The 19,704-nt window shown below is 73.8% G+C and carries 16 protein-coding genes; 3 read left to right on the top strand and 13 right to left on the bottom strand.

Annotation, left to right across the window (positions count from 1 at the left end; all coding sequences use genetic code 11):
* Window positions 1-84 precede the first annotated feature (84 nt).
* The 9 genes from ACN6LD_RS38655 to rimP form a co-directional block, all read right to left on the bottom strand.
* Window positions 85-1,047 (bottom strand): bifunctional riboflavin kinase/FAD synthetase, encoded by a 963-nt coding sequence (locus ACN6LD_RS38655; RefSeq protein WP_445045594.1) that lies wholly within the window; start codon window positions 1,045-1,047, stop codon window positions 85-87.
* Between the two features lie 166 nt (window positions 1,048-1,213).
* Complete coding sequence (locus tag ACN6LD_RS38650) at window positions 1,214-5,455, bottom strand: serine protease (protein WP_445045593.1); 4,242 nt, start codon at window positions 5,453-5,455, stop codon at window positions 1,214-1,216.
* 249 nt (window positions 5,456-5,704) lie between these two features.
* Window positions 5,705-6,610: a tRNA pseudouridine(55) synthase TruB gene (truB, locus tag ACN6LD_RS38645; RefSeq protein WP_445045592.1), complete on the bottom strand. Its 906-nt coding sequence runs from the start codon at window positions 6,608-6,610 to the stop codon at window positions 5,705-5,707.
* Complete coding sequence (gene rbfA, locus ACN6LD_RS38640) at window positions 6,610-7,059, bottom strand: 30S ribosome-binding factor RbfA (protein ID WP_306949014.1); 450 nt, start codon at window positions 7,057-7,059, stop codon at window positions 6,610-6,612. Before rbfA ends, truB begins: the two co-directional genes overlap by 1 nt.
* Window positions 7,060-7,111: 52 nt before the next feature.
* Window positions 7,112-7,405, bottom strand: a complete 294-nt coding sequence (locus ACN6LD_RS38635) for a DUF503 domain-containing protein (RefSeq protein WP_057579505.1) — start codon at window positions 7,403-7,405, stop codon at window positions 7,112-7,114.
* Between the two features lie 182 nt (window positions 7,406-7,587).
* Window positions 7,588-10,725 carry a translation initiation factor IF-2 gene (gene infB, locus ACN6LD_RS38630; protein WP_445045591.1) on the bottom strand — a complete coding sequence of 1,046 codons (3,138 nt, stop codon included), beginning with the start codon at window positions 10,723-10,725 and terminating at the stop codon, window positions 7,588-7,590.
* Between the two features lie 147 nt (window positions 10,726-10,872).
* Window positions 10,873-11,169: a YlxR family protein gene (locus ACN6LD_RS38625; protein WP_079041309.1), complete on the bottom strand. Its 297-nt coding sequence runs from the start codon at window positions 11,167-11,169 to the stop codon at window positions 10,873-10,875.
* Between the two features lie 102 nt (window positions 11,170-11,271).
* Entirely contained in the window at window positions 11,272-12,258 is a 987-nt protein-coding gene (gene nusA / locus ACN6LD_RS38620; RefSeq protein ID WP_057579509.1) for a transcription termination factor NusA, read from the bottom strand.
* A 2-nt stretch (window positions 12,259-12,260) separates the two neighbouring features.
* On the bottom strand, window positions 12,261-12,785 hold the full coding sequence (gene rimP, locus ACN6LD_RS38615; RefSeq protein WP_319196914.1) for a ribosome maturation factor RimP: 525 nt from the start codon (window positions 12,783-12,785) through the stop codon (window positions 12,261-12,263).
* 241 nt (window positions 12,786-13,026) lie between these two features.
* Between rimP and ACN6LD_RS38610 the strand changes: the two genes are divergently transcribed.
* The 3 genes from ACN6LD_RS38610 (at window position 13,027) to ACN6LD_RS38600 (ending at window position 15,173) form a co-directional block, all read left to right on the top strand.
* On the top strand, window positions 13,027-13,650 hold the full coding sequence (locus ACN6LD_RS38610) for a hypothetical protein (RefSeq protein WP_445045590.1): 624 nt from the start codon (window positions 13,027-13,029) through the stop codon (window positions 13,648-13,650).
* Window positions 13,647-14,147: a ferritin-like domain-containing protein gene (locus ACN6LD_RS38605; RefSeq protein WP_319196911.1), complete on the top strand. Its 501-nt coding sequence runs from the start codon at window positions 13,647-13,649 to the stop codon at window positions 14,145-14,147. Before ACN6LD_RS38610 ends, ACN6LD_RS38605 begins: the two co-directional genes overlap by 4 nt.
* Window positions 14,148-14,273: 126 nt before the next feature.
* A complete protein-coding gene (locus ACN6LD_RS38600; RefSeq protein ID WP_319196909.1) occupies window positions 14,274-15,173 on the top strand; it encodes an aminoglycoside phosphotransferase family protein in 900 nt (299 codons plus the stop codon).
* A gap of 299 nt (window positions 15,174-15,472) precedes the next feature.
* Here ACN6LD_RS38600 and ACN6LD_RS38595 read toward each other — a convergent pair whose 3' ends face one another.
* The 4 genes from ACN6LD_RS38595 to ispG all read right to left on the bottom strand — a co-directional run.
* Window positions 15,473-17,176, bottom strand: coding sequence for a proline--tRNA ligase (locus ACN6LD_RS38595; protein ID WP_445045589.1), 1,704 nt, complete (start codon window positions 17,174-17,176; stop codon window positions 15,473-15,475).
* A gap of 110 nt (window positions 17,177-17,286) precedes the next feature.
* Window positions 17,287-17,820, bottom strand: a complete 534-nt coding sequence (locus tag ACN6LD_RS38590; protein ID WP_319196905.1) for a GNAT family N-acetyltransferase — start codon at window positions 17,818-17,820, stop codon at window positions 17,287-17,289.
* Window positions 17,821-17,841: 21 nt separating this feature from the next.
* Window positions 17,842-18,690 (bottom strand): GNAT family N-acetyltransferase, encoded by an 849-nt coding sequence (locus tag ACN6LD_RS38585; RefSeq protein ID WP_319196903.1) that lies wholly within the window; start codon window positions 18,688-18,690, stop codon window positions 17,842-17,844.
* A 237-nt stretch (window positions 18,691-18,927) separates the two neighbouring features.
* The coding region (gene ispG / locus ACN6LD_RS38580) for a flavodoxin-dependent (E)-4-hydroxy-3-methylbut-2-enyl-diphosphate synthase (protein WP_445045588.1) at window positions 18,928-19,704 on the bottom strand (777 nt) is incomplete at its 5' end.

The following is a 19,704-nucleotide window of genomic DNA, read 5'->3' as shown; positions in this document are numbered from 1 at the left end:
CCCCCCCCCCCCCCCCCCCCCCTCGGCCGTTCGCCGGACCGAACGAGCCGAAACCAGCCCGTCGGTCACCGCCAACGCACCCCGCTACTGCTCCTGCTCCTGCTCCTGCTCCGCCACCAGTTCCCGGCAGCGCTTCACGTCCTCCGCCATCTGCTCCAACAGCCCGTCCAGGGAGTCGAACTTCGCCTGGCCGCGCACGAACGCCAGGAAGTCGACGGCGACGTGCAGACCGTAGAGGTCGAGGCCGACGCGGTCGATGGCGTACGCCTCCACCGTGCGTTCGGTGCCGTCGAACTGCGGGTTGGTGCCGACGGAGATCGCGGCGGGCATCGCCTCGCCGTCCACGTGCAGCCAGCCCGCGTAGACACCGTCCGCCGGGATCGCCGTGTGAGGCAGGGTCTCGACGTTGGCGGTCGGGAAGCCGAGCTCGCGCCCGCGCTGAGCCCCGCGCACCACGACGCCCTCCACCCGGTGCGGACGGCCGAGGATCTCCGCCGCGCCCGCGAGGTCGCCCTCGGCCACCAGACGCCGGGTCAGGGTCGAGGAGAACGGTTCGCCGCCGCCGGCCTCGCCGCGCACGTACAGGTCGACGACCTCCACCTCGAAGTCGTACACCTTGCCCTGCTCGATGAGGAACTCGACGTTGCCCGCCGCCTTGTGGCCGAAGCGGAAGTTCGGTCCCTCGACGACAGCCTTGGCGTGCAGCCTGTCGACCAGCACCTTCACGACGAAATCGGCAGGTGAGAGCTTCGAGAACTCGGTGGTGAACGGCAGGATGAGAAGCGCGTCGACCCCCAGGTCCGCCATCAGTTCGGCGCGGCGGTGGTGCGGGGCGAGCAGTGGCGGGTGGCTGCCGGGACGGACGACCTCGCTGGGGTGCGGGTCGAAGGTGACGACGACGGCCGGAACGCCCAGCTCACGGGCCCGGTCCACGGCGTGCCGGATGATCAGCTGGTGTCCCCGGTGGACACCGTCGTAGGAGCCGATGGTGACGACGCTCCGTCCCCAGTCCTCGGGGATGTCTGCCAAGCCACGCCAGCGCTGCACTGTGACCGCTCCTCGAACCCTTGTCCGTGTCTGCTCTTGCCTCTTACGCAGGACTAAGGGTGCCATGCCGGGTGCTTCCGGCCCGCATCGGCATGGAGGCTGTGACCCGGCCCACGTGAGACGGCCCACATGAGCGGGCCCACGACCCGGCCGGCGCACCGCAGCGTCACACCGTGACCCGCGGTCCCGCCCCGCTCACCGCCCCGCCTGCCGCCCCACTCCCTGCCCTTGCTCCTGCTGCCCCGGCCTCGGCGTCCGCCCCGGCCCCGGCCCCAGCCAGGTTCTCCACAGTGCGGCGGGCGCTCGGGCCGACCACGGCCGCCCACTGCCCCGGCGCCTCCGTGAGCCACTCCACCACCTGCGCGGCGAAACCCGGCACATGCCGGCCCAGGTCGACCAGACCGCGGTCGAAGCAGGTCGCGCCTTCCGGGGTGCGGACGAGGAGGCGGCCGGTGCGGTGGACCAGGTCGCGCAGGCCGTCGCCGTCGCGGCCCGCGGCCGCGTACAGGACGGCGGCCAGGACGGCGGGCGCCTGCTCGCGGACGAGGAGGTGGTCGAGGAGTTCGTCCCGCAACGGGCGGGAGTCCTGCCCTCCGGGGGCGGCCAGCACCCCGGCCAGCGCGGCTCGGACCTGTTCCGGGCTGCCGTCGGCCAGCAGTCCCGTGACCAGCGGGGTGAGCACGGCGCGAGCGTCGGGCCCGTGGTCGAGACGCCGGTCGACGTACGCGGCCACATGCCCCGCGCACTCCGGCCGGCGCTCGCCGGCCTCCTGGACCAGGACGGCGATCCGGCGGGCCGGTGCGGAAGGGGCCGTGACCTCGGCGAGCGTCCGGAGGATCCTGCCCGCGTCCGCGCGGTCGGCACCGAGCAGCCGCGCCCGGAACGCGTCCAGCACCGGGCCGGGGTCGGTGGAGAGGGCGGGCAGCAGCGCGCTCGGCGGGAGGTTCGGGTCGTCGTCCGCCGCGAACCGCTCCAGGGCCCGCGGCAGGTACCCGGGCCGGGTCTCCGGGTCGCGGACGAGAAGGGCGAGCGCGCCGCCGTGCAGTGCGCCGTCGCCGGGACGGGCGAGCAGGGCGAGGGCGGCGTGGCGCAGCAGTCGGCGGTCCGCCTCCGTGCCGGCGTGCGGCGCGGCGCGCAGGGCGTGGGCGAGCGCCGCGACCCGCCGGGCCGGACGCTCGTCGTGCGCCCAGCGGTCGACGGCCCGACACAGCGCGGACGGCTCCTCCTCGGCCAGCACGGCGAGCAGTTCGGCTGCGCGGTGGTGGGGGCAGTCGACGAGCACCTCGACGAGGTCGCCGAGGGCCCGGCGCCGATGGGTGTGCAGCAGGGCCTGAGCGGCCGTCGCCACCGTGGCGTGCGGGGTCGCGGGCAGCGGCCGCTCGTCGTCGAACCAGTGGGCGAGGTGCGGCTGCACGGTGGCCGGGTCGGCCGCGAGGAGACCGGCCACGATGTCCAGGTAGCGGGGCGCGTCCGCGTCGTGCGGGGCGCCGTCGGCGAGGACCAGACGGCGCAGGAGGTCCAGTCGGGCGTCGCAGGGCAGGGCCAGTTCCGTCCAGAATCCGGGGCCGAAGTCCGCGAAGGCGGCGCCGGCGCCGGTGTCGGCGGCTCCGGCGCCGACACGGTCCGCCAGCAGGCGCAGGACGCCGGTGTACGGCGTCGCGTCCGGCACGCGCAGCAGGGTTCGGGCGAGCAGCCGGGCGGCCCACCAGGAGCCGGGGTCGGCCTCCAGGGAGTGGATCAGCTCCCGCAGTCGGGCGGCGAGCCGGTGAGGGCCCTGGTGCCGGCCCAGGAGCAGCAGAGCCTCGATCACGGGGCCGATGCGGTGATGCGGCACGGGCAGCGGGCGGTCGCCGCCCGGCGCGTCGGGGCGGTGGACCAGGGCACGCAACGCCTCGTCCAGGTCGAGGTGGAAGCCCTGGAGCCAGTCGGCGAGTTCCTCGTGGGCGAAGCGGTAGCCGATGCCCGCCGGCACGAGGAGGCCCTCGGTGAGGACGGCGGACGCCCAGCCGCTGCCGCCGCCGAGCCGGGCGGACGCCGGTCCCCAGGGGAACACTGCTTCGAACGAGGCCCGGTCCAGCTGTCCCTGTCCCGGTCCCAGGCTGCGGCGGGCGGCCTCGTGGACCTGTCCGGAGACCTTCGCCGCGAGACGCCGCACGGCTGCGCCCCGCAGTCCGTTGTCGACGGCGATGCGGACGGCGATGCGCAGGCACATCAAATCGAGATGGGCGGTGAAGACGTCGTCCCGGTCGACGGCGGTCCGGTTCATGGCGGGCCGGTCCATGGGGGTCCGGTCGCCCGGGGGCCGGTCCGCGGGGCCGGGCAGGGCGGCCCGGACCTCGGAGAGGAGGCGGAGGGTGAGGGGGTGACGGTCGTCGGGGGCGGCGAGCGCGGTCTCCGGGACGGCGTAGCGGGCGCGCGCCTCGCGCGCCTCGCCGGGGGTGAGGTCGCCGAGGCGGACGCAGGGCGGGAGGGGGCCGGACGCCGCCGCGGTCCCGTACAGCGTCTTCGGCGGGAAGAGCGCGCCCGCGCGCTCCCAGTACTCCGCCCGGCACGCGACCACCAGTCGGGCGCCTGTCTCCCGCAGCCAGTCGGCGGTCCCCTCGGTCCAGTCGGCGAGCCGGTGGGCGAGAACCGGGGACATCTCCTCGGGCCCGTCGAGGAGCAGCAGCAGGGGGCGGCCTGCGGCCCCGGCGAGACGGGCCAGCTGCTCGGGGGTGACGTCGGCCGGACCGGCGCCTCCCGGCGCGCCGGACGCGCCCGCCGCGCCTGCGGTCCCCGCCCTGCCCACCGTGCCCGCCGCGCCCGGGGTCCCCGCCCTGCCCGAGGGCCTCGCCGTCCCTGGCGCCTGCGAGGTCGCCGGCGGGTGCGACGAGCCGGGGAAGGGCGTCCGCAGCGTGGGCCGCGCCGCGGCCACGATGCGCGCCGCCCTGGCCAGGGTGCGGCGGACCGCGTCGGCGAGCGAATCGTCCGCGGCCCGCAGGTCGGCGCCGCGAAGCCAGAGAGTGGGCGCCTGGTCGGACGCCTGATGGCGGCGCGCGGCGAGGGCCGCGAGCTCCGTCGTACGGCCGCTGCCCGGTGCGCCGACGAGGGCCAGGACGGCCGCCGGGCTCACCGCGAAGGCAGCGAACTCCCGTGTGGGGTGGGCGCGTTCGACGGCGGCCGTCGCGGCGGGACGGGAACCGCCGGCGGTGCCTGCGAGGCAGCCGGACAGCGCCCCGGGCGGGCCGTCCGAAGCGACGGAGGTGGCCGTCAGTTCCAGGACTCCCGCAAGATTGAGGTCCGCGCCGTAGGCGGGCACGGTCGCCGCGTTGCGGGCGAGCAGTTCGGCCAGGGGCCCGGCGGCCGGAGCCGGCATCGCCCGCGCAGGGTCCTCCCCGGGCGCCGGACCGCCGCCCGGGACCCCGGTCACCGGCGTGGGGACCGGGGCCCCGGTCACCGACGTGGGGACCGGCCCGGCGCCCGCAGCCCCGCCCGCGTCCCGGCACGGATACGCGAAACCCGACCCGAACCCGATCCCGTACCCGTGTCGGGTCTCCCGCGGCGGCGCGGCCGTCCCGGCGCCGGTCGGCACACCGCCCGCAGCGCCGCCCCCGCCGCCCCGACCCGCATCGCGCGCCGGACCGACTCCGTCTGCGACCGCCGGCCAGGCGGCGCCCGCCGGACCCGCTTCGCCCGGATGGTCCGGCGTCCGATGCTCTGATGTGTCGACTGTGCTCCTCGCCGGGGCGCCGTCGGGCGGCGACGGAGGTGAGGGACGCAGGGCGACGGCGAAGCCCGTGTCGCGGGGGCCGGAGCGCAGTGCCGTGCCGAGGACGGCGACGACCGCGCCGGTGGCGGCGTCGAGGACCGGCCCTCCGGCCGCGCCGCCGCCGAGCCGCAGTGCGTCCCGGCCCGCCGTGCCGATCGCCAGCTCGAGGGCCCCGTCGAGCAGGTGGAGACGGTCCGTGGCCGTGTAGGTCACGGACGCCTCGGCCAGCACCCGTGCCTCGCGCCAGCAGCCGGCGGCCAGCCTGACGTACCGGCCGGGCTCGACGCCCTGCCGGACGGTCACCGGCAACGGTTCCGCGCCGAGGCCTTCGGTGCGCACGAGCGCCAGGTCGAGTTCGGGCAGCGGGGTCACCGCGTCGGCGCTCACCACGCAGCTGCGGTCGCCCGCGGCGTACACCACGAGCCGGGAGAGGCCGTCGACGGTCTCGTGGCTGGTGAGCACCGTGCCGTGGTGGTCGGCGACGAAGCCGGCCCCGCGCGGCCGGCCGGCCAGGTCGCGGATGCGGACCAGGGAGACGTCGGCGCCGAGCGGGACGCCCAGGTCGCCGTCGCCGTCGCCGCGGGAATCCGTCCGGCCGTCCCGCGACGCGCCTCGCAGGGAGTAGTCGTGCCGCGGTGTCCGCGGGCCCCGTCCCGCCATCGCCGTACCTCCCACCGCGCCCGCGTGCCCTCAGGACGACGGTAGGCGCGAATGATCAGCAGGACGGATCGCAGGACGAAAGCGCCCCCCTGCACTCCCTCGGTTCACTCCGAGCGCCTGCCCGGACGGGTGAATGAACACCCGGCGCCGGACACAGCCTAGGGGTGGGGGAATCGAGGGGGACCGTGGAGCGGCGGCGCAGCACCCCGTGTTCGCCGCTCCACGGGCAGACCGGAGGGGGGAACCGGCTCAGCCGAGCACGGCAAGGCTCTTCGCCTTGCCGTTCTGCTCCTCCACCAGCGCCAGGAAGCGGCCCTCGGGGTCGAACACGGCCACCGCGCCCGCGCCCGCGTACTCGTCGGGCATCTCCAGGCGTACGCCGTTCATGAGCAGCCGGGCGCGCCTTGCGTCCACGTTCCAGCGGGGGAACGCGGCGGCCGCCGCGTCGGCGATCGGCAGCACGCTCAGCTCCTGCTGCAGCTGGTCGATCGTCTTCGCCGCGTCCAGCTTGTAGGGGCCGACGCGGGTGCGGCGCAGGGCGGTGAGGTGGCCGCCGACGCCGACGTCCGCGCCCAGATCCCGGGCGAGGGCGCGGATATAGGTGCCGGAGGAGCAGACGACCGACACCACCAGGTCCGTCACCGGGGTGCCGTCCTCGGCGACGGCGTCACGGACGTCGTACACCGAGAAGGCGGAGACGGTGACCGGGCGGGCCGGGATCTCGAAGTCCTCGCCGTCCCGGGCGCGCTTGTAGGAGCGCACCCCGTTGATCTTGATGGCGCTGACCTTGGACGGCACCTGCATGATGTCGCCGCTCAGCTTGGCGATGCCCGCGTCGATCGCGTCCCGGGTGACCTTCGAGGCGTCCGTGGACCCCGTGATCTCGCCCTCCGCGTCGTCCGTCAGGGTGGTCTGGCCGAGCCGGATCGTGCCCAGGTACTCCTTCTCGGTCAGCGCGAGGTGCCCGAGGAGCTTCGTCGCCTTCTCGACGCCGAGGACGAGGACTCCCGTCGCCATCGGGTCGAGCGTGCCGGCGTGGCCGACGCGGCGGGTCCGGGCGATCCCCCGCATCTTGGCCACGACGTCGTGCGAAGTGAAGCCCGACGGCTTGTCGACGATGACAAGGCCGTCGGGCGTTTTCTGCTTGCCGTTCATCAGGCGGAGTCGTCCGTCTCGTCCTCGTCGCCGGGCTTCCGGTACGGGTCCGCCTCGCCGGCGTACCCGGCGCCCGCGGACACCTCGCGGACCTTCTCGTCGGCGGCGCGCGCCCTGTCGAGGAGGTCGTCGATGGTGCGGGCGTTGTCCGGCAGGGCGTCGGCGACGAAGGCCAGGGTCGGCGTGAACTTCACGCCGGCCGCGCGGCCCACCTCGGAGCGCAGGACGCCCTTGGCGCTCTCCAGGCCCGCGGCGGCGGCGGCCCGCTCCTCGTCGTCGCCGTACACGGTGTAGAAGACGGTCGCTTCCCTGAGGTCGCCGGTGACCCGGGTGTCCGTGATGGTGACGTGGGAACCGAGCCGCGGGTCCTTGATCCCGCGCTGCAGCTTCTGGGCCACCACCTCTCGGATGAGGTCCGCCAGCCTCTTGGCGCGCGCGTTGTCGGCCACTGGTCCGTCTCCCGTTCTTTCCTTGTTGCGTTCTTCACGTGGTCGGTCGGTGTCAGTCGTCCTCGCCGTGGAAGCGGCGTCTGACCGACAGCAGCTCCACTTCGGGGCGGGCGGCCACCAGCCGTTCGCACCGGTCCAGGACGTCGGTCAGGTGCTCCGCGTCACCGGAGACCACGGCGAGGCCGATCTCGGCCCTGCGGTGGAGGTTCTGATTGTCCACCTCGGCCGCGCTCACCGCGTACTTGCGCTGGAGCTCGGCGACGATCGGACGGATGACGGAGCGCTTCTCCTTCAGCGAGTGCACGTCGCCGAGGAGGAGGTCGAAGGACAGTGTCCCCACGTACATGTGTAACCGGTTCACCCGCCGGTACGGGATCGACGGCCCTGCCGCCAGGGGGCAGGGACATCAAGAACGGTACAGCGTTCACCGCCGTGACTCGACGGGGTTTCGCCCGCTCACACGTGCGCCGGACGCCGCACCGGCCGGCGGGGAAGGATCCCCCGCCGGCCGGTGCGCACCACAGGTGGTCACACCCGCGGCTTCTCCCGCATCTCGTACGTCGCGATGACGTCGTCGATCTTGATGTCGTTGAAGTTTCCGAGGTTGATACCGCCCTCGTAGCCTTCGCGGATCTCGGTGACGTCGTCCTTGAAGCGGCGCAGGCCCTCGATGTTGAGGTTCTCCGCGATGACCTTGCCGTCGCGGATGAGGCGCGCCTTGGTGTTGCGCTTGACCTCGCCCGAGCGGACCAGGACACCGGCGATGTTGCCCAGCTTGGACGACTTGAAGATCTCGCGGATCTCCGCCGTGCCGAGCTCGACCTCCTCGTACTCCGGCTTCAGCATGCCCTTCAGGGCCGCCTCGATCTCCTCGATCGCCTGGTAGATGACCGAGTAGTACCGGACGTCGACGCCTTCGCGCTCGGCCATCTGCGCCGCGCGGCCCGCCGCGCGGACGTTGAAGCCGATGACGATGGCGTCCGAGCCCATGGCCAGGTCGATGTCCGACTCCGTGACCGCACCGACGCCGCGGTGCAGGACGCGGATGTCGACCTCTTCGCCGACGTCCAGCTGGAGCAGCGAGGACTCGAGAGCCTCCACCGAACCGGAAGCGTCACCCTTGATGATCAGGTTCAGCTGCTGGACCTCGCCGGCCTTCAGGGCGGCGTCCAGGTTCTCCAGGGAGAACCTGCGCGTGCGCTTGGCGAAGGCGGCGTTCCGCTCGCGGGCGGCACGCTTCTCGGCGATCTGGCGGGCGGTGCGGTCCTCGTCGACGACGAGGAAGTTGTCGCCCGCACCCGGGACGTTGGTCAGGCCCAGGACCTGGACCGGCGTCGACGGGCCGGCCTCGGCGACGTTGTTGCCGTTGTCGTCGAGCATGGCGCGCACACGGCCGTAGGCGTCGCCCACGACCATCGTGTCGCCGACCCGCAGGGTGCCTCGCTGCACGAGGACCGTCGCCACGGCGCCGCGGCCGCGGTCGAGACGGGACTCGATCGAGATGCCCTGCGCGTCCTGGCTCGGGTTCGCCCGCAGGTCGAGCGAGGCGTCGGCCGTGAGGATCACGGCCTCGAGCAGCGAGTCGATGTTCAGACCCTGCTTGGCGGAGATGTCGACGAACATCGTGTCGCCGCCGTACTCCTCGGCCACCAGACCGAACTCGGTGAGCTGGCCGCGCACCTTGGTCGGGTCGGCGCCCTCGACGTCGATCTTGTTGACCGCGACGACGATCGGGACCTCGGCCGCCTTGGCGTGGTTGAGCGCCTCGACCGTCTGCGGCATGACGCCGTCGTTGGCCGCGACGACCAGGATCGCGATGTCCGTCGACCGGGCACCACGGGCACGCATGGCGGTGAACGCCTCGTGACCCGGGGTGTCGATGAAGGTGATCGCGCGATCCTCTTCGTTGACCTGGGTCGAGACCTGGTAGGCGCCGATGTGCTGGGTGATGCCGCCGGCCTCGCCCGCGATGACGTTCGTCTTGCGGATGGCGTCGAGCAGTCGGGTCTTTCCGTGGTCGACGTGACCCATGACGGTGACGACCGGCGGGCGGACCACCAGGTCCTCCTCGTCGCCCTCGTCCTCGCCGAACTCGATGTCGAAGGACTCGAGCAGCTCGCGGTCCTCCTCCTCGGGGCTGACGATCTGGATCGTGTAGTTCATCTCGCCGGCGAGGACCTCGAGGGTCGCGTCGGAGACGGACTGCGTGGCCGTGACCATCTCGCCGAGGTTCATCATCACCGCGACGAGCGACGCCGGGTTGGCGTTGATCTTCTCGGCGAAGTCGGTGAGGGACGCACCGCGCGACAGGCGAATGGTCTCGCCGTTGCCGCGAGGCAGCATCACGCCGCCGACCGACGGGGCCTGCATGGCCTCGTACTCCTGACGCCTCTGCCGCTTCGACTTGCGACCGCGACGCGCGGGACCGCCGGGACGACCGAAGGCGCCCTGCGTGCCACCACGGCCACCGGGGCCGCCGGGACGTCCGCCGAAGCCGGGACGACCGCCGCCGAAGCCGCCGCCGCCACCGGGACCGCCGCCGCCGGGACGACCGGCGAAGCCGCCGCCGCCACCGGGACGGGCGCCGCCGCCGGGACCGGCCGGACGACCCGCGAAGCCGCCGCCGCCGGGACGACCGCCGCCGCCGGGACGACCCGCACCGCCGCCGCCACCCGGACCGCGGCCGCCGGGGCCGCCGCCGGGACGCGGGCCGGCAGCGGGACGCTGCGGCATCATGCCGGGGTTCGGACGCGGACCGCCGCCGGGACGCGGACCGCCGGGGCCTGCGCCCTGCGGGCGAGGCATGCCGCCCGGGCTCGGACGGGAGCCGCCCGGGGACTGCGGACGGGGACCGCCGCCCTGGCCGCCGGGGGCCTGGGGACGGGGACCGGCGCCGGGAGCACCCGGGCCGCCGGGACGCGGAGCGCCCTGCGGACGGGGCGCCTGCGGACGCGCCATGCCGGCGTTGCCGCCGGACGTGAAGGGGTTGTTGCCCGGACGCGGACCGGCCGGACGGGCGCCGCCCGGACGGGGCGCGCCACCGGGACGCGGACCCTGCGCGGCGGCCGGACGCTGACCGCGGTCACCACGGTCGCCTCGGTCACCACGGTCGCCGCGCTCCTGGCCCTGACCGGCGCCGGGGCGGCCGGCGGGACGGGGCGCGCCGGGGCGCGGCGCCTGAGAGGCCGGACGCGGGGCGGACTGGGCCGGAGCCGCGGGCTGGGCCTGAGCCGCCGCGGGAGCGGCGGGAGCCGACGGCGGAGCGGTGAACTCCGGGGCGGCGGGGGCCGGACGCGGGGCGGGCTTGGGACCCGGACGCGGGCCGGGAGTCGTCGGCGCGGGGGCCGACGGCGCCGACGAGGCAGCAGGGGCGGCGGGAGCCGCGGGCTGCTGAGCCGTCGGAGGCTTGGGGGCGGCCGGCCGCGGAGCAGCCGGGCCCGGACGGGCCGACTGCGCCGGAGAGGGCGCGCCGGGCCTGGGGGCAGCCTTGCGGGGGGCGGGCTTGCCGCCGCCCTGGAAGGCGTCTGTCAGTTTGCGGACAACGGGCGCCTCGATCGTCGAGGACGCCGAACGGACGAATTCACCGAGTTCTTGGAGCTTGGCCATGACGACCTTGCTCTCCACCCCGAACTCCTTGGCGAGTTCGTATACCCGGACCTTAGCCACTTCGCTCCTTTTAGGTCCGGGTGTGTCCGGACCGTCGCTACTTCATGGGCGTACTCATCGCGTGCTCATCGAGTGCTCATCGCAATCTCGACCTACTTCCAACTCGCGGGGTACCAGAGCCGCACGGGGGTTCCGTGCGACGCCTTCTTACGGTGTTGCCTGCTCGGCAACGGTCGTCTGCTCGACGTACTGGCGCAACACCTTTGTGTCGAGCGCTCCCGGGGCTCGCAACGCCCTCGTGAACGCCCGCCGGCGTACCGCCTGATCGAGACAGAACGGGGCGGGATGCAGATACGCACCCCGGCCGGGCAGCGTACCGCGTGGATCGGGGACGCATGCGTCCTTGATCGCCACGATGCGCAGCAGCTCCGTCTTGGCCGCTCGCTCCCGGCACCCCACACAGGTGCGTTCAGGGCATGCTCCGGCGTGCGTCCGGCCAGACACAGCTAAGTCTACCTCCCCGCGCCGACCTCACCCCTTCGGGGCTGTGATCGAACGCTTGCCGCACAGAACTCTGACGTGATCTCAGCCCACTCAGGCCGAGATCTATTCCTCAGCCTGTTCGGTGTCCGGACGGATGTCGATCCGCCAGCCGGTCAGACGGGCGGCGAGACGGGCGTTCTGCCCTTCCTTGCCGATCGCCAGGGACAGCTGGTAGTCCGGCACGGTCACGCGCGCGGAACGGGCCCCGAGGTCCACGACCTCCACCTTGGAGACACGGGCCGGGGACAGGGCGTTCGCCACCATCTCGGCCGGGTCGTCCGACCAGTCCACGATGTCGATCTTCTCGCCGTTGAGCTCGCCCATGACGTTGCGCACCCGGCCGCCCATGGGGCCGATGCAGGCGCCCTTGGCGTTCAGGCCCGAACGGGTGGACCTGACGGCGATCTTCGTGCGGTGCCCGGCCTCGCGGGCGATGGCGGCGATCTCGACGGACCCGTCGGCGATCTCCGGCACCTCCAGCGCGAAGAGCTTCTTCACCAGGTTGGGGTGTGTCCTGGAGAGGGTCACGGAAGGGCCGCGCACGCCCTTCGCCACCCGGACGACGTAGGACCGCAGCCGCAGGCCGTGCGGGTACGTCTCGCCGGGCACCTGCTCCTGCACCGGCAGGATGGCCTCCAGCTTGCCGATGTCCACGAGCACGTTCTTCGGGTCGCGGCCCTGCTGGACCACACCGGTGACGATGTCGCCCTCACGGCCGGCGTACTCGCCGAGCGTCGCGTCGTCCTCGGCGTCGCGCAGGCGCTGCAGGATGACCTGCTTGGCCGTGGTGGCGGCGATACGGCCGAAGTCGGACGGGGTGTCGTCGAACGTGCGGGGCTCCTGCCCCTCCTCGAGGTCCTCGGGGTCCTCCTTCGCCCACACGGTCACGTGCCCCGATTGCCGGTCGAGCTCCACGCGCGCGTGACGGCGGCTTCCCTCGGTGCGGTGGTAGGCGATGAGGAGGGCCGACTCGATCGCCTCGACCAGCAGGTCGAAGGAGATCTCCTTCTCCCGCACCAAGCCCCGCAGGGCGCTCATGTCGATGTCCACGGCTACGCCTCCTCTTCCTTCTCGTTGCTGTCGCTCTGGTCGGCCGAGCCGTCCTTGCGGTTGAACTCGACCTGTACGCGCGCCTTGTCGACGTCGCCGAAGGCGAGTCGGCGGGCGGTGGCCTTACGGCCCTTCACGCCGGGCACCTCGACGTCGAGCCCCTCGTCGTCGACCGTCAGGATCCGGGCGACCAGGTCGCCGCCCTCGACGAGCTGGAACCGGACCAGCCGCCCGGTGGCGCGCACGTAGTGCCGGTGTTCGGTGAGGGCGCGCTCCGCGCCCGGGGTGCCGACCTCGAGGGTGTACTCGCCCTCGCCCATCGCGTCGCTCTCGTCGAGCTTCGCCGAGAGCACGCGGCTCACATCGGCGATCAGGTCCAGGTCCGCTCCGGTGTCGGAGTCGACGACGACGCTCAGCACTCTTCTGCGGCCTACCGAGTCCACGGTGATCTCTTCGAGATCCAGACCCTGGGAGGCGACGAGCGGTTCCAGGAGCTCTCGCAGCCTCTCGCTCTGGGTGGTGCTCATCCGGGTGACTCCTCGGCCGCGTGTGCTGTTGTGGGTGGGGGCTCGTGTCTGGTCAAAGGGTATCCGGTCGCAGGGAGTGTTGCCGTCCACCTGTGCACGGAGGGTGGCGGGGCTCCCGCGCGCGGTGCCGCTGAGTGGTGCGCGGCGGGCGCGCGGGTACGGTGATCACGGGTTCGCCGCCCACCAGGACAGGTCCCGGTACCGGTCCTGGTTCCGTACGAGTTCGCCGAGGACGTCTGACGTGCCGTTCCCCCACCCCTCGCGCACCCCCTCCGGGCCGCGCAGAAGAACCCTGCTCGCCTCGGCCGCCGGGGCCGCTCTGCTGGCGGGCTGCTCCGCCGGGCCCGAGGAGACCGCGAAGAGCGCGAGCGGCACCCCGTCGGCCACCGAGCGGGCACGCGCGCGTGCGGCTCAGGAGAGCAACGGTCTGGTCGCGCGGTACGACGCCGCGCTCGCCGTCCATCCGGCGCTGGCGGCGCGGCTGGCTCCGCTGCGGGCGGAGGTCGTCCGGCATGTGGCGGCGTTCGGGGGCGTCGGCGCGGCGTCCCCCTCCCCCACGGCCACGGGCGACGGCTCCAGTGCCGGCGCCGGCACCGGCACCGGCGGTCCTTCGGCCTCCGCCCCCGCGGCGCCCGCGACCGCGCCGGCCGACGTCTCGGCCCCGGCGTCCGCGGCCCCGCCGTCCGCCGCCGCGCCGGCGACCGAGCGTGACGCGCTCGTCGGGCTCGCGGCCGCCGAGCGGGCGCTCGCCGACCGCAGGGCCACGGAGCTGCTGGACGTTCCGGGCGAGCTGGCCCGGCTGCTCGCCTCGGTGGCGGCGGCCGGCGCGGCGCACGCCTATCTGCTGACGGAGGTGACGCGATGAGCGGGGAGACGGGCGCGGAGCTGACGGCGCTGCAGGCGGTGCTGGCCGCCGAGCATGCCGCCGTGTACGGGTACGGGGTGGTCGGCGGCCGCGTCGGCGAGGACCGGAGCACCGAGGCGCGGGCGGCCTACGACGCGCACCGGGCGCGGCGGGACGCGCTGGCGCGCGAGGTGCGCGGCCTGGGCGCCGAGCCGGTCGCCGCGAGCGCCGGGTACGCGCTGCCGTTCGCGGTGGCGGACTCCGCGACCGCGGTCCGGCTCGCCGCCGACCTGGAGGATCGTGTGGCCGGGGTGTACTCCGACCTGGTGCGGGCAGCCGCGGGAGCACGGCGGCGGGACGCCGCGGGCGCGCTGCGGGAGGCGGCGGTCCGAGCGGCGCGCTGGCGGGGCGGGAGCGTAGCCTTCCCTGGGCTCGCCGAGCGCAACGGTGCGGATCCGGCCACGGGCTCGGCGTCCGCAGCGGCTCCGGACGCGGCGGCGGGAGCGCCCGCACGGTAGACGCCGTGGACGAGGGCCCGGACCACGGCTCCGCAGACGACGGGTTCGTGTTCGGCGGCTGCGGCTGCGGCTGCGGCTGCGGGGACGCCACGGCTTGACCGGGAGACGGAAGGGAACGACTCGCGCATGGCTTTCGAACCGCCGCAGCGTCTGGTCCGAGCGCTCGGTGAGACGGCACCGGACGGTGACGGCTGGTTGGAGACGCTGCCGGAGACGGCCCGGCAGGCCGTCGCTCTACGCGAGTTGACCGTCGACCGGGTGCAGGCGCCGGGCGGCCGGTCCAGCCTCGTCGTGCTCGTGCGGCGGGCGGACGGGTCGCCGGCCGTGCTGAAACTGGCCCCGCCACGATTCCGGCCGGAGGCGGAGCGTGCCGCGCTGACGCACTGGGACGGTCTGGGCGCCGTCCAGCTGCTGGACGGGCCGACGACGCCCGGGGCGCTGCTTCTCGAGCGGCTGCACCCCGATGTGTCCGTGCGGTCCCTGCCGGAGACGAAGGCGCTGCTGGAGGCGGCCGGGACGCTGCGGCGGCTGTGGGTGGAGCCCCCGGCCGGCCATCCCTTCGAGAGCGTCGCCGAACGCACCGGACGGCAGGCGGAGGCCATGCGGGCGAGCGCCTCGGCCGAGCCGGACGTGGCCGCCCTGGTGGACGCGGCGCTCGCCGCGCGCGAGGGGCTGCTGGCCGCGCCGCCCGAGCATCTGCTGCTGCACGGCACGTTCCGGCAGAGCAAGGTGCTGGCGGGTGAGCGGATGCCGTGGCTCGCGGTGGGGCCCGACCCGGTGGCGGGCGAGCGCGCGTTCGATCTCGCTCGGCTGGTGCGGGACCGGGTGGAGGACCTGATCGCCTCGCCGTCCGGGGCGACGACGAGCCGCCGGCGGGTGAAGCGGCTCGCGGAGTCGCTGGAACTGGACCAGGAGCGGGTGCGGGGCTGGACCCTGTTCCGGGCGGTGGAGTCGGGCGTGCGCGCGCTGCGGGTGGGCCGCCGCAAGGACGCGGAACTGCTGCTGGAGTTCGCCGGCTGGCTCTAGCGTTCCGAGTCGGCAATTCTGCTGCGTGCTCGCCCTGGGACCGGCGGCCGACGCACGCGAGCGGTGACGGCGGCGGCGAGCGCCGCCCCCCGCCGTCCGCCGTGCGTCTGTGCGGACCACCGCCGCGGCCTCGTTCCCGTTCCCCGGTCGTCATGGCCGTTCCCCTCCGCGGTGACGTTCTGTCACGCCGTACGGTCGGGGAACGGCCCGGGAGAATCCTGTGCGGCAGCCGTACGCCTCACCCGAACTCTCTGCGACGACCCTTCACAGCACACAAACCCTCGGATCGGGCGAGGGGATCACGCGGTGAGGCGGGCGATCGCCTCGTCCACCGTGAGCTCCTCGCGCTCGCCGGTCCTGCGGTCCTTGAGCTCCAGGACGCCCTCGGCGGAGCGGCGGCCCGCCACCAGGATCTGCGGCACGCCCATCAGCTCGGAGTCGGTGAACTTCACGCCCGGGGAGACGCCGGCCCGGTCGTCGACGAGGACGCGCAGTCCGGCCGCGCGCAGCTTCTCCGACACCTCGAGCGCCAGCTCGGTCTGCAGGGCCTTGCCGGCGGCGACGACGTGCACGTCGGCCGGGGCGACCTCGGCGGGCCAGCACAGTCCCTTGTCGTCGGCGGTCTGCTCGGCGAGGGCGGCGACCGCGCGGGAGACGCCGATGCCGTACGAGCCCATGGTCACCCGGACCGGCTTGCCGTTCTGGCCGAGGACGTCGAGCTTGAGGGCGTCGGCGTACTTGCGGCCCAGCTGGAAGATGTGGCCGATCTCGATGGCACGGTCCAGGTGGAGGCCGGTGCCGCACTTCGGGCAGGGGTCGCCCTCCTGGACGACGACGACGTCGACGTGACTGCCGACCTCGAAGTCACGGCCCGCGACGACGTTCTTCGCGTGCGTGCCCTCCTTGTTGGCGCCGGTGATCCAGGAGGTGCCGGGGGCCACCCGCGGGTCGGCGATGTACGTGACCTTCTCGCCCAGGCCCTGCGGACCGACATAGCCGCGGACCAGGTCGGGGCGGCCCACGAAGTCCTCGGCGGTCACGAGTTCGACGGCGGCCGGCGCGAAGTGCGCCTCGACCTTGCCGAGGTCGACCTCACGGTCGCCGGGCACGCCGACGGCGACGATCTCGCCGTCCACCTTCACCAGGAGGTTCTTCAGGGTCGCGGAGGCGGGGACGCCGAGGTGGGCGGCGAGGGTCTCGATGGTGGGGGTGTCCGGGGTGGGGATCTCCTCGAGCGCGGGCACGCCGTCGGCGTCCACCGGCTTCAGCTCGTAGGCGATCGCCTCGGTGTTGGCCGCGAAGTCGCAGTTCGGGCAGTCGGCGAAGGTGTCCTCGCCGGCGCCGGCCGGGGCCAGGAACTCCTCCGACTTCGAGCCGCCCATGGCGCCGGCGGTGGCGGCGCAGATGCGGTAGTCGAGGCCGAGGCGCTCGAACACCTTCTGGTAGGCCTGGCGGTGCAGGGCGTACGAGCGGGCAAGGCCCTCGTCCTCGGTGTCGAAGGAGTACGAGTCCTTCATGAGGAACTCGCGGCCGCGCAGGATGCCGGCCCGGGGACGGGCCTCGTCACGGAACTTCGTCTGGATCTGGTAGAGGATGACCGGCAGGTCCTTGTAGGAGGACGCCTGGTCCTTCACGATCAGCGTGAAGATCTCCTCGTGCGTCGGGCCGAGGAGGTAGTCGCCGCCCTTGCGGTCCTGGAGGCGGAACAGCTCGGGACCGTACTCGTCCCAGCGGCCGGTCGCCTCGTAGGGCTCGCGGGGCAGCAGCGCGGGAAGGCTGACCTCCTGGGCTCCGATGGCGTCCATCTCCTCGCGGACGATGCGCTCCACGTTCGCGAGGACCTTCTTGCCGAGCGGCAGCCAGGACCAGATGCCGGCGGCGGTGCGGCGGACGTAGCCCGCCCGCACGAGGAGCTTGTGGCTGAGGACTTCGGCGTCCGCCGGGTCGTCGCGCAGCGTCTTCGCCATCAACTGGGACATGCGCTGGACCGGTGCGTTGGCCATGGTTCTCGTACTCCTGCCGAAGGGGGTCCGCCGTCCCCGGGCGAGACCGGGAGCGGGGGAAGGTGGTGGCTAGGAGGTTAGCCGGGAGCGCGGCGTGCCCGGAAATCCGTTTACCGGCGCAGGAGAGGCAGTGGGGCGCCCATCACCGCGTACGGGCGGGGGGCGCTCGGGAACAGGACGCGACGGGCCAGGTCCTGGTACCCGAGGGAGCGGTAGAGGGCGCGGGCGGGGCTCTCCGTGTCGATCGCGGAGAGGATCGAGCGGGGCTCGGTCGCGGTGTCGGTGATCGTGGTGATCAGGGCCCGGCCCGCTCCGCGGTTCTGGAAGGCGGGGTGGACGTGCAGCTCCGTGATCACGAAGGAGTCGTCCAGCCAGTACTCGTTGTGCTGGGCCCGCAGGTAGGGCTGGACGACAGTGGACCACCAGTGGGTGCGGTCGTTCGGCATGCCGTAGACGAACCCGATCAGCCGGCCCTCGGGGGTCGTCGCGCCGAAGGCCCGTGCGCCCGGGCTGGTCATGTGGCGCAGGACGATCTGCCGCCTGACGGCCACTTCGTCCGGGCCCAGCCCGAAGGCGACCGCCTGGACGGCCAGGGCCTCGTCCACGTGGGCGGAAAGGTCCAGGGGGCCGATGGCGAGGTCCATGGCGGGGAGCCTACAGGGGCGTCAGAAAAGCACGCTCGTGAAGGCGCCGACCTCCTGGAAGCCCACCTTCGTGTACGTGCGCCGCGCCGCCGTGTTGAAGTCGTTGACGTACAGGCTCGCCACCGGGGCGACGTCCGCCAGGGCGTAGCGCAGGATCGCGGCCATGCCGGGGGCGGCCAGTCCCCGGCCGCGGTACTCGGGAGCCACCCACACGCCCTGGATCTGGCAGGCGCGGGCGGTCGCCGCGCCGATCTCGGCCTTGAAGACGACCTTGCCCCGGTCGTCGAGACGGGCGAACGAGCGGCCGGAGCCGACGAGTTCGGCGACACGGGCCTGGTAGAGGAGACCGCCGTCGCCGGCCATCGGGGAGACGCCGACCTCTTCGGTGAACATCGCCACGCACGCCGGCATGATCGTGTCCATCTCGTCCTTGCGGACGCGGCGGACGTAGGGGTCCGGGGCGATGTCGGCGGGCATCCGGTCGGTGACCATGAGGGGCTGCCTGGTGCGGACCTCGCGGGCCGGGCCCCAGTGGGGTTCGAGGAGGCGCCAGAGGCGGGTCGTCGCCTCGGTGGGGCCGACGATCGAGGAGCAGCGGCGCCCCGCGCGTCGGGCCCGGTCGGCGAAGGCGCGCACGGCGCGGGGGGTGGCGCAGATCGGGACGAGGTTGGCGCCCGCGTAGCACAGGGACGTCAGCATGCCGTCCTCGTACCAGCCCCACATCTCGCCGCCGAGCCGCCACGGGTCGAGGCCCGCGACCTGGACGCGGGACGTCACGAAGGCGTTGGTCACCGGCTCGCGGTCGAGGACGGCGAGCGCGGCGTCCAGGTCGCTCGGTTCGAGGACCCGGGAGGTCGTCTGGGTCAACACGCGCGGGGGCCTCACACTCAGGTCTGGCTGGTCCCCGCACTGTACCTTCGGAAGCTTTGCCGTGCCGCCCTGCGTTCAGCGGGCGTTCGTCCGCCGTGACGGTGGGCTTGTCGCGCCGTCCTCCGGGGGCCGCCGCCCCCGGGACTCCCGCGTCGGCCCTGAACGGGCCTCGTCCTCGGACGCCGGACGGGCCGGATCTGCCCGGCCCGGCCCACAGGCCGCCGGACCGGGCGCTGGTCAGCCTGCTACCGACACCGAAGGTTCGCCGGAGGCGATGCCCGCTGCCTCCATCTGCTCGGCCAGCTTCATGGCCTCCTCGATGAGGGTCTCCACGATCTTCGACTCGGGGACGGTCTTGACGACCTCGCCCTTCACGAAGATCTGGCCCTTGCCGTTGCCGGAGGCGACGCCGAGGTCGGCCTCGCGGGCCTCGCCGGGGCCGTTGACGACGCAGCCCATCACCGCCACCCGCAGCGGGACCTCCATGCCCTCCAGCCCCGCCGTGACCTCCTCGGCGAGCTTGTAGACGTCGACCTGGGCGCGGCCGCAGGACGGGCAGGAGACGATCTCCAGACCGCGCTGCCTGAGGCCCAGGGACTCCAGGATCTGGTTGCCGACCTTGACCTCCTCCACCGGCGGCGCCGACAGGGAGACCCGGATGGTGTCGCCGATGCCCTCGGCCAGCAGCGCGCCGAAGGCCACCGCCGACTTGATCGTGCCCTGGAACGCCGGCCCGGCCTCGGTCACCCCGAGATGCAGGGGATAGTCGCACTGCCCGGCCAGCTGCCGGTACGCCTCGATCATCACGACCGGGTCGTTGTGCTTCACCGAGATCTTGACGTCCCGGAAGTCGTGCTCCTCGAAGAGGGACGCCTCCCACAGCGCCGACTCCACCAGCGCCTCGGGGGTCGCCCGGCCGTACTTCTGCAGCAGCCGGCGGTCCAGCGAACCGGCGTTGACCCCGATGCGGATCGGCGTGCCGTGCTCCTTCGCCGCCTTCGCGATCTCCCGCAC

It is taken from the genome of Streptomyces sp. SAS_272 (genome assembly GCF_052543235.1).
The sequence above is the reverse complement of the archived record's forward strand: the minus strand, read 5'-3'. Positions and strand labels throughout refer to the sequence as shown.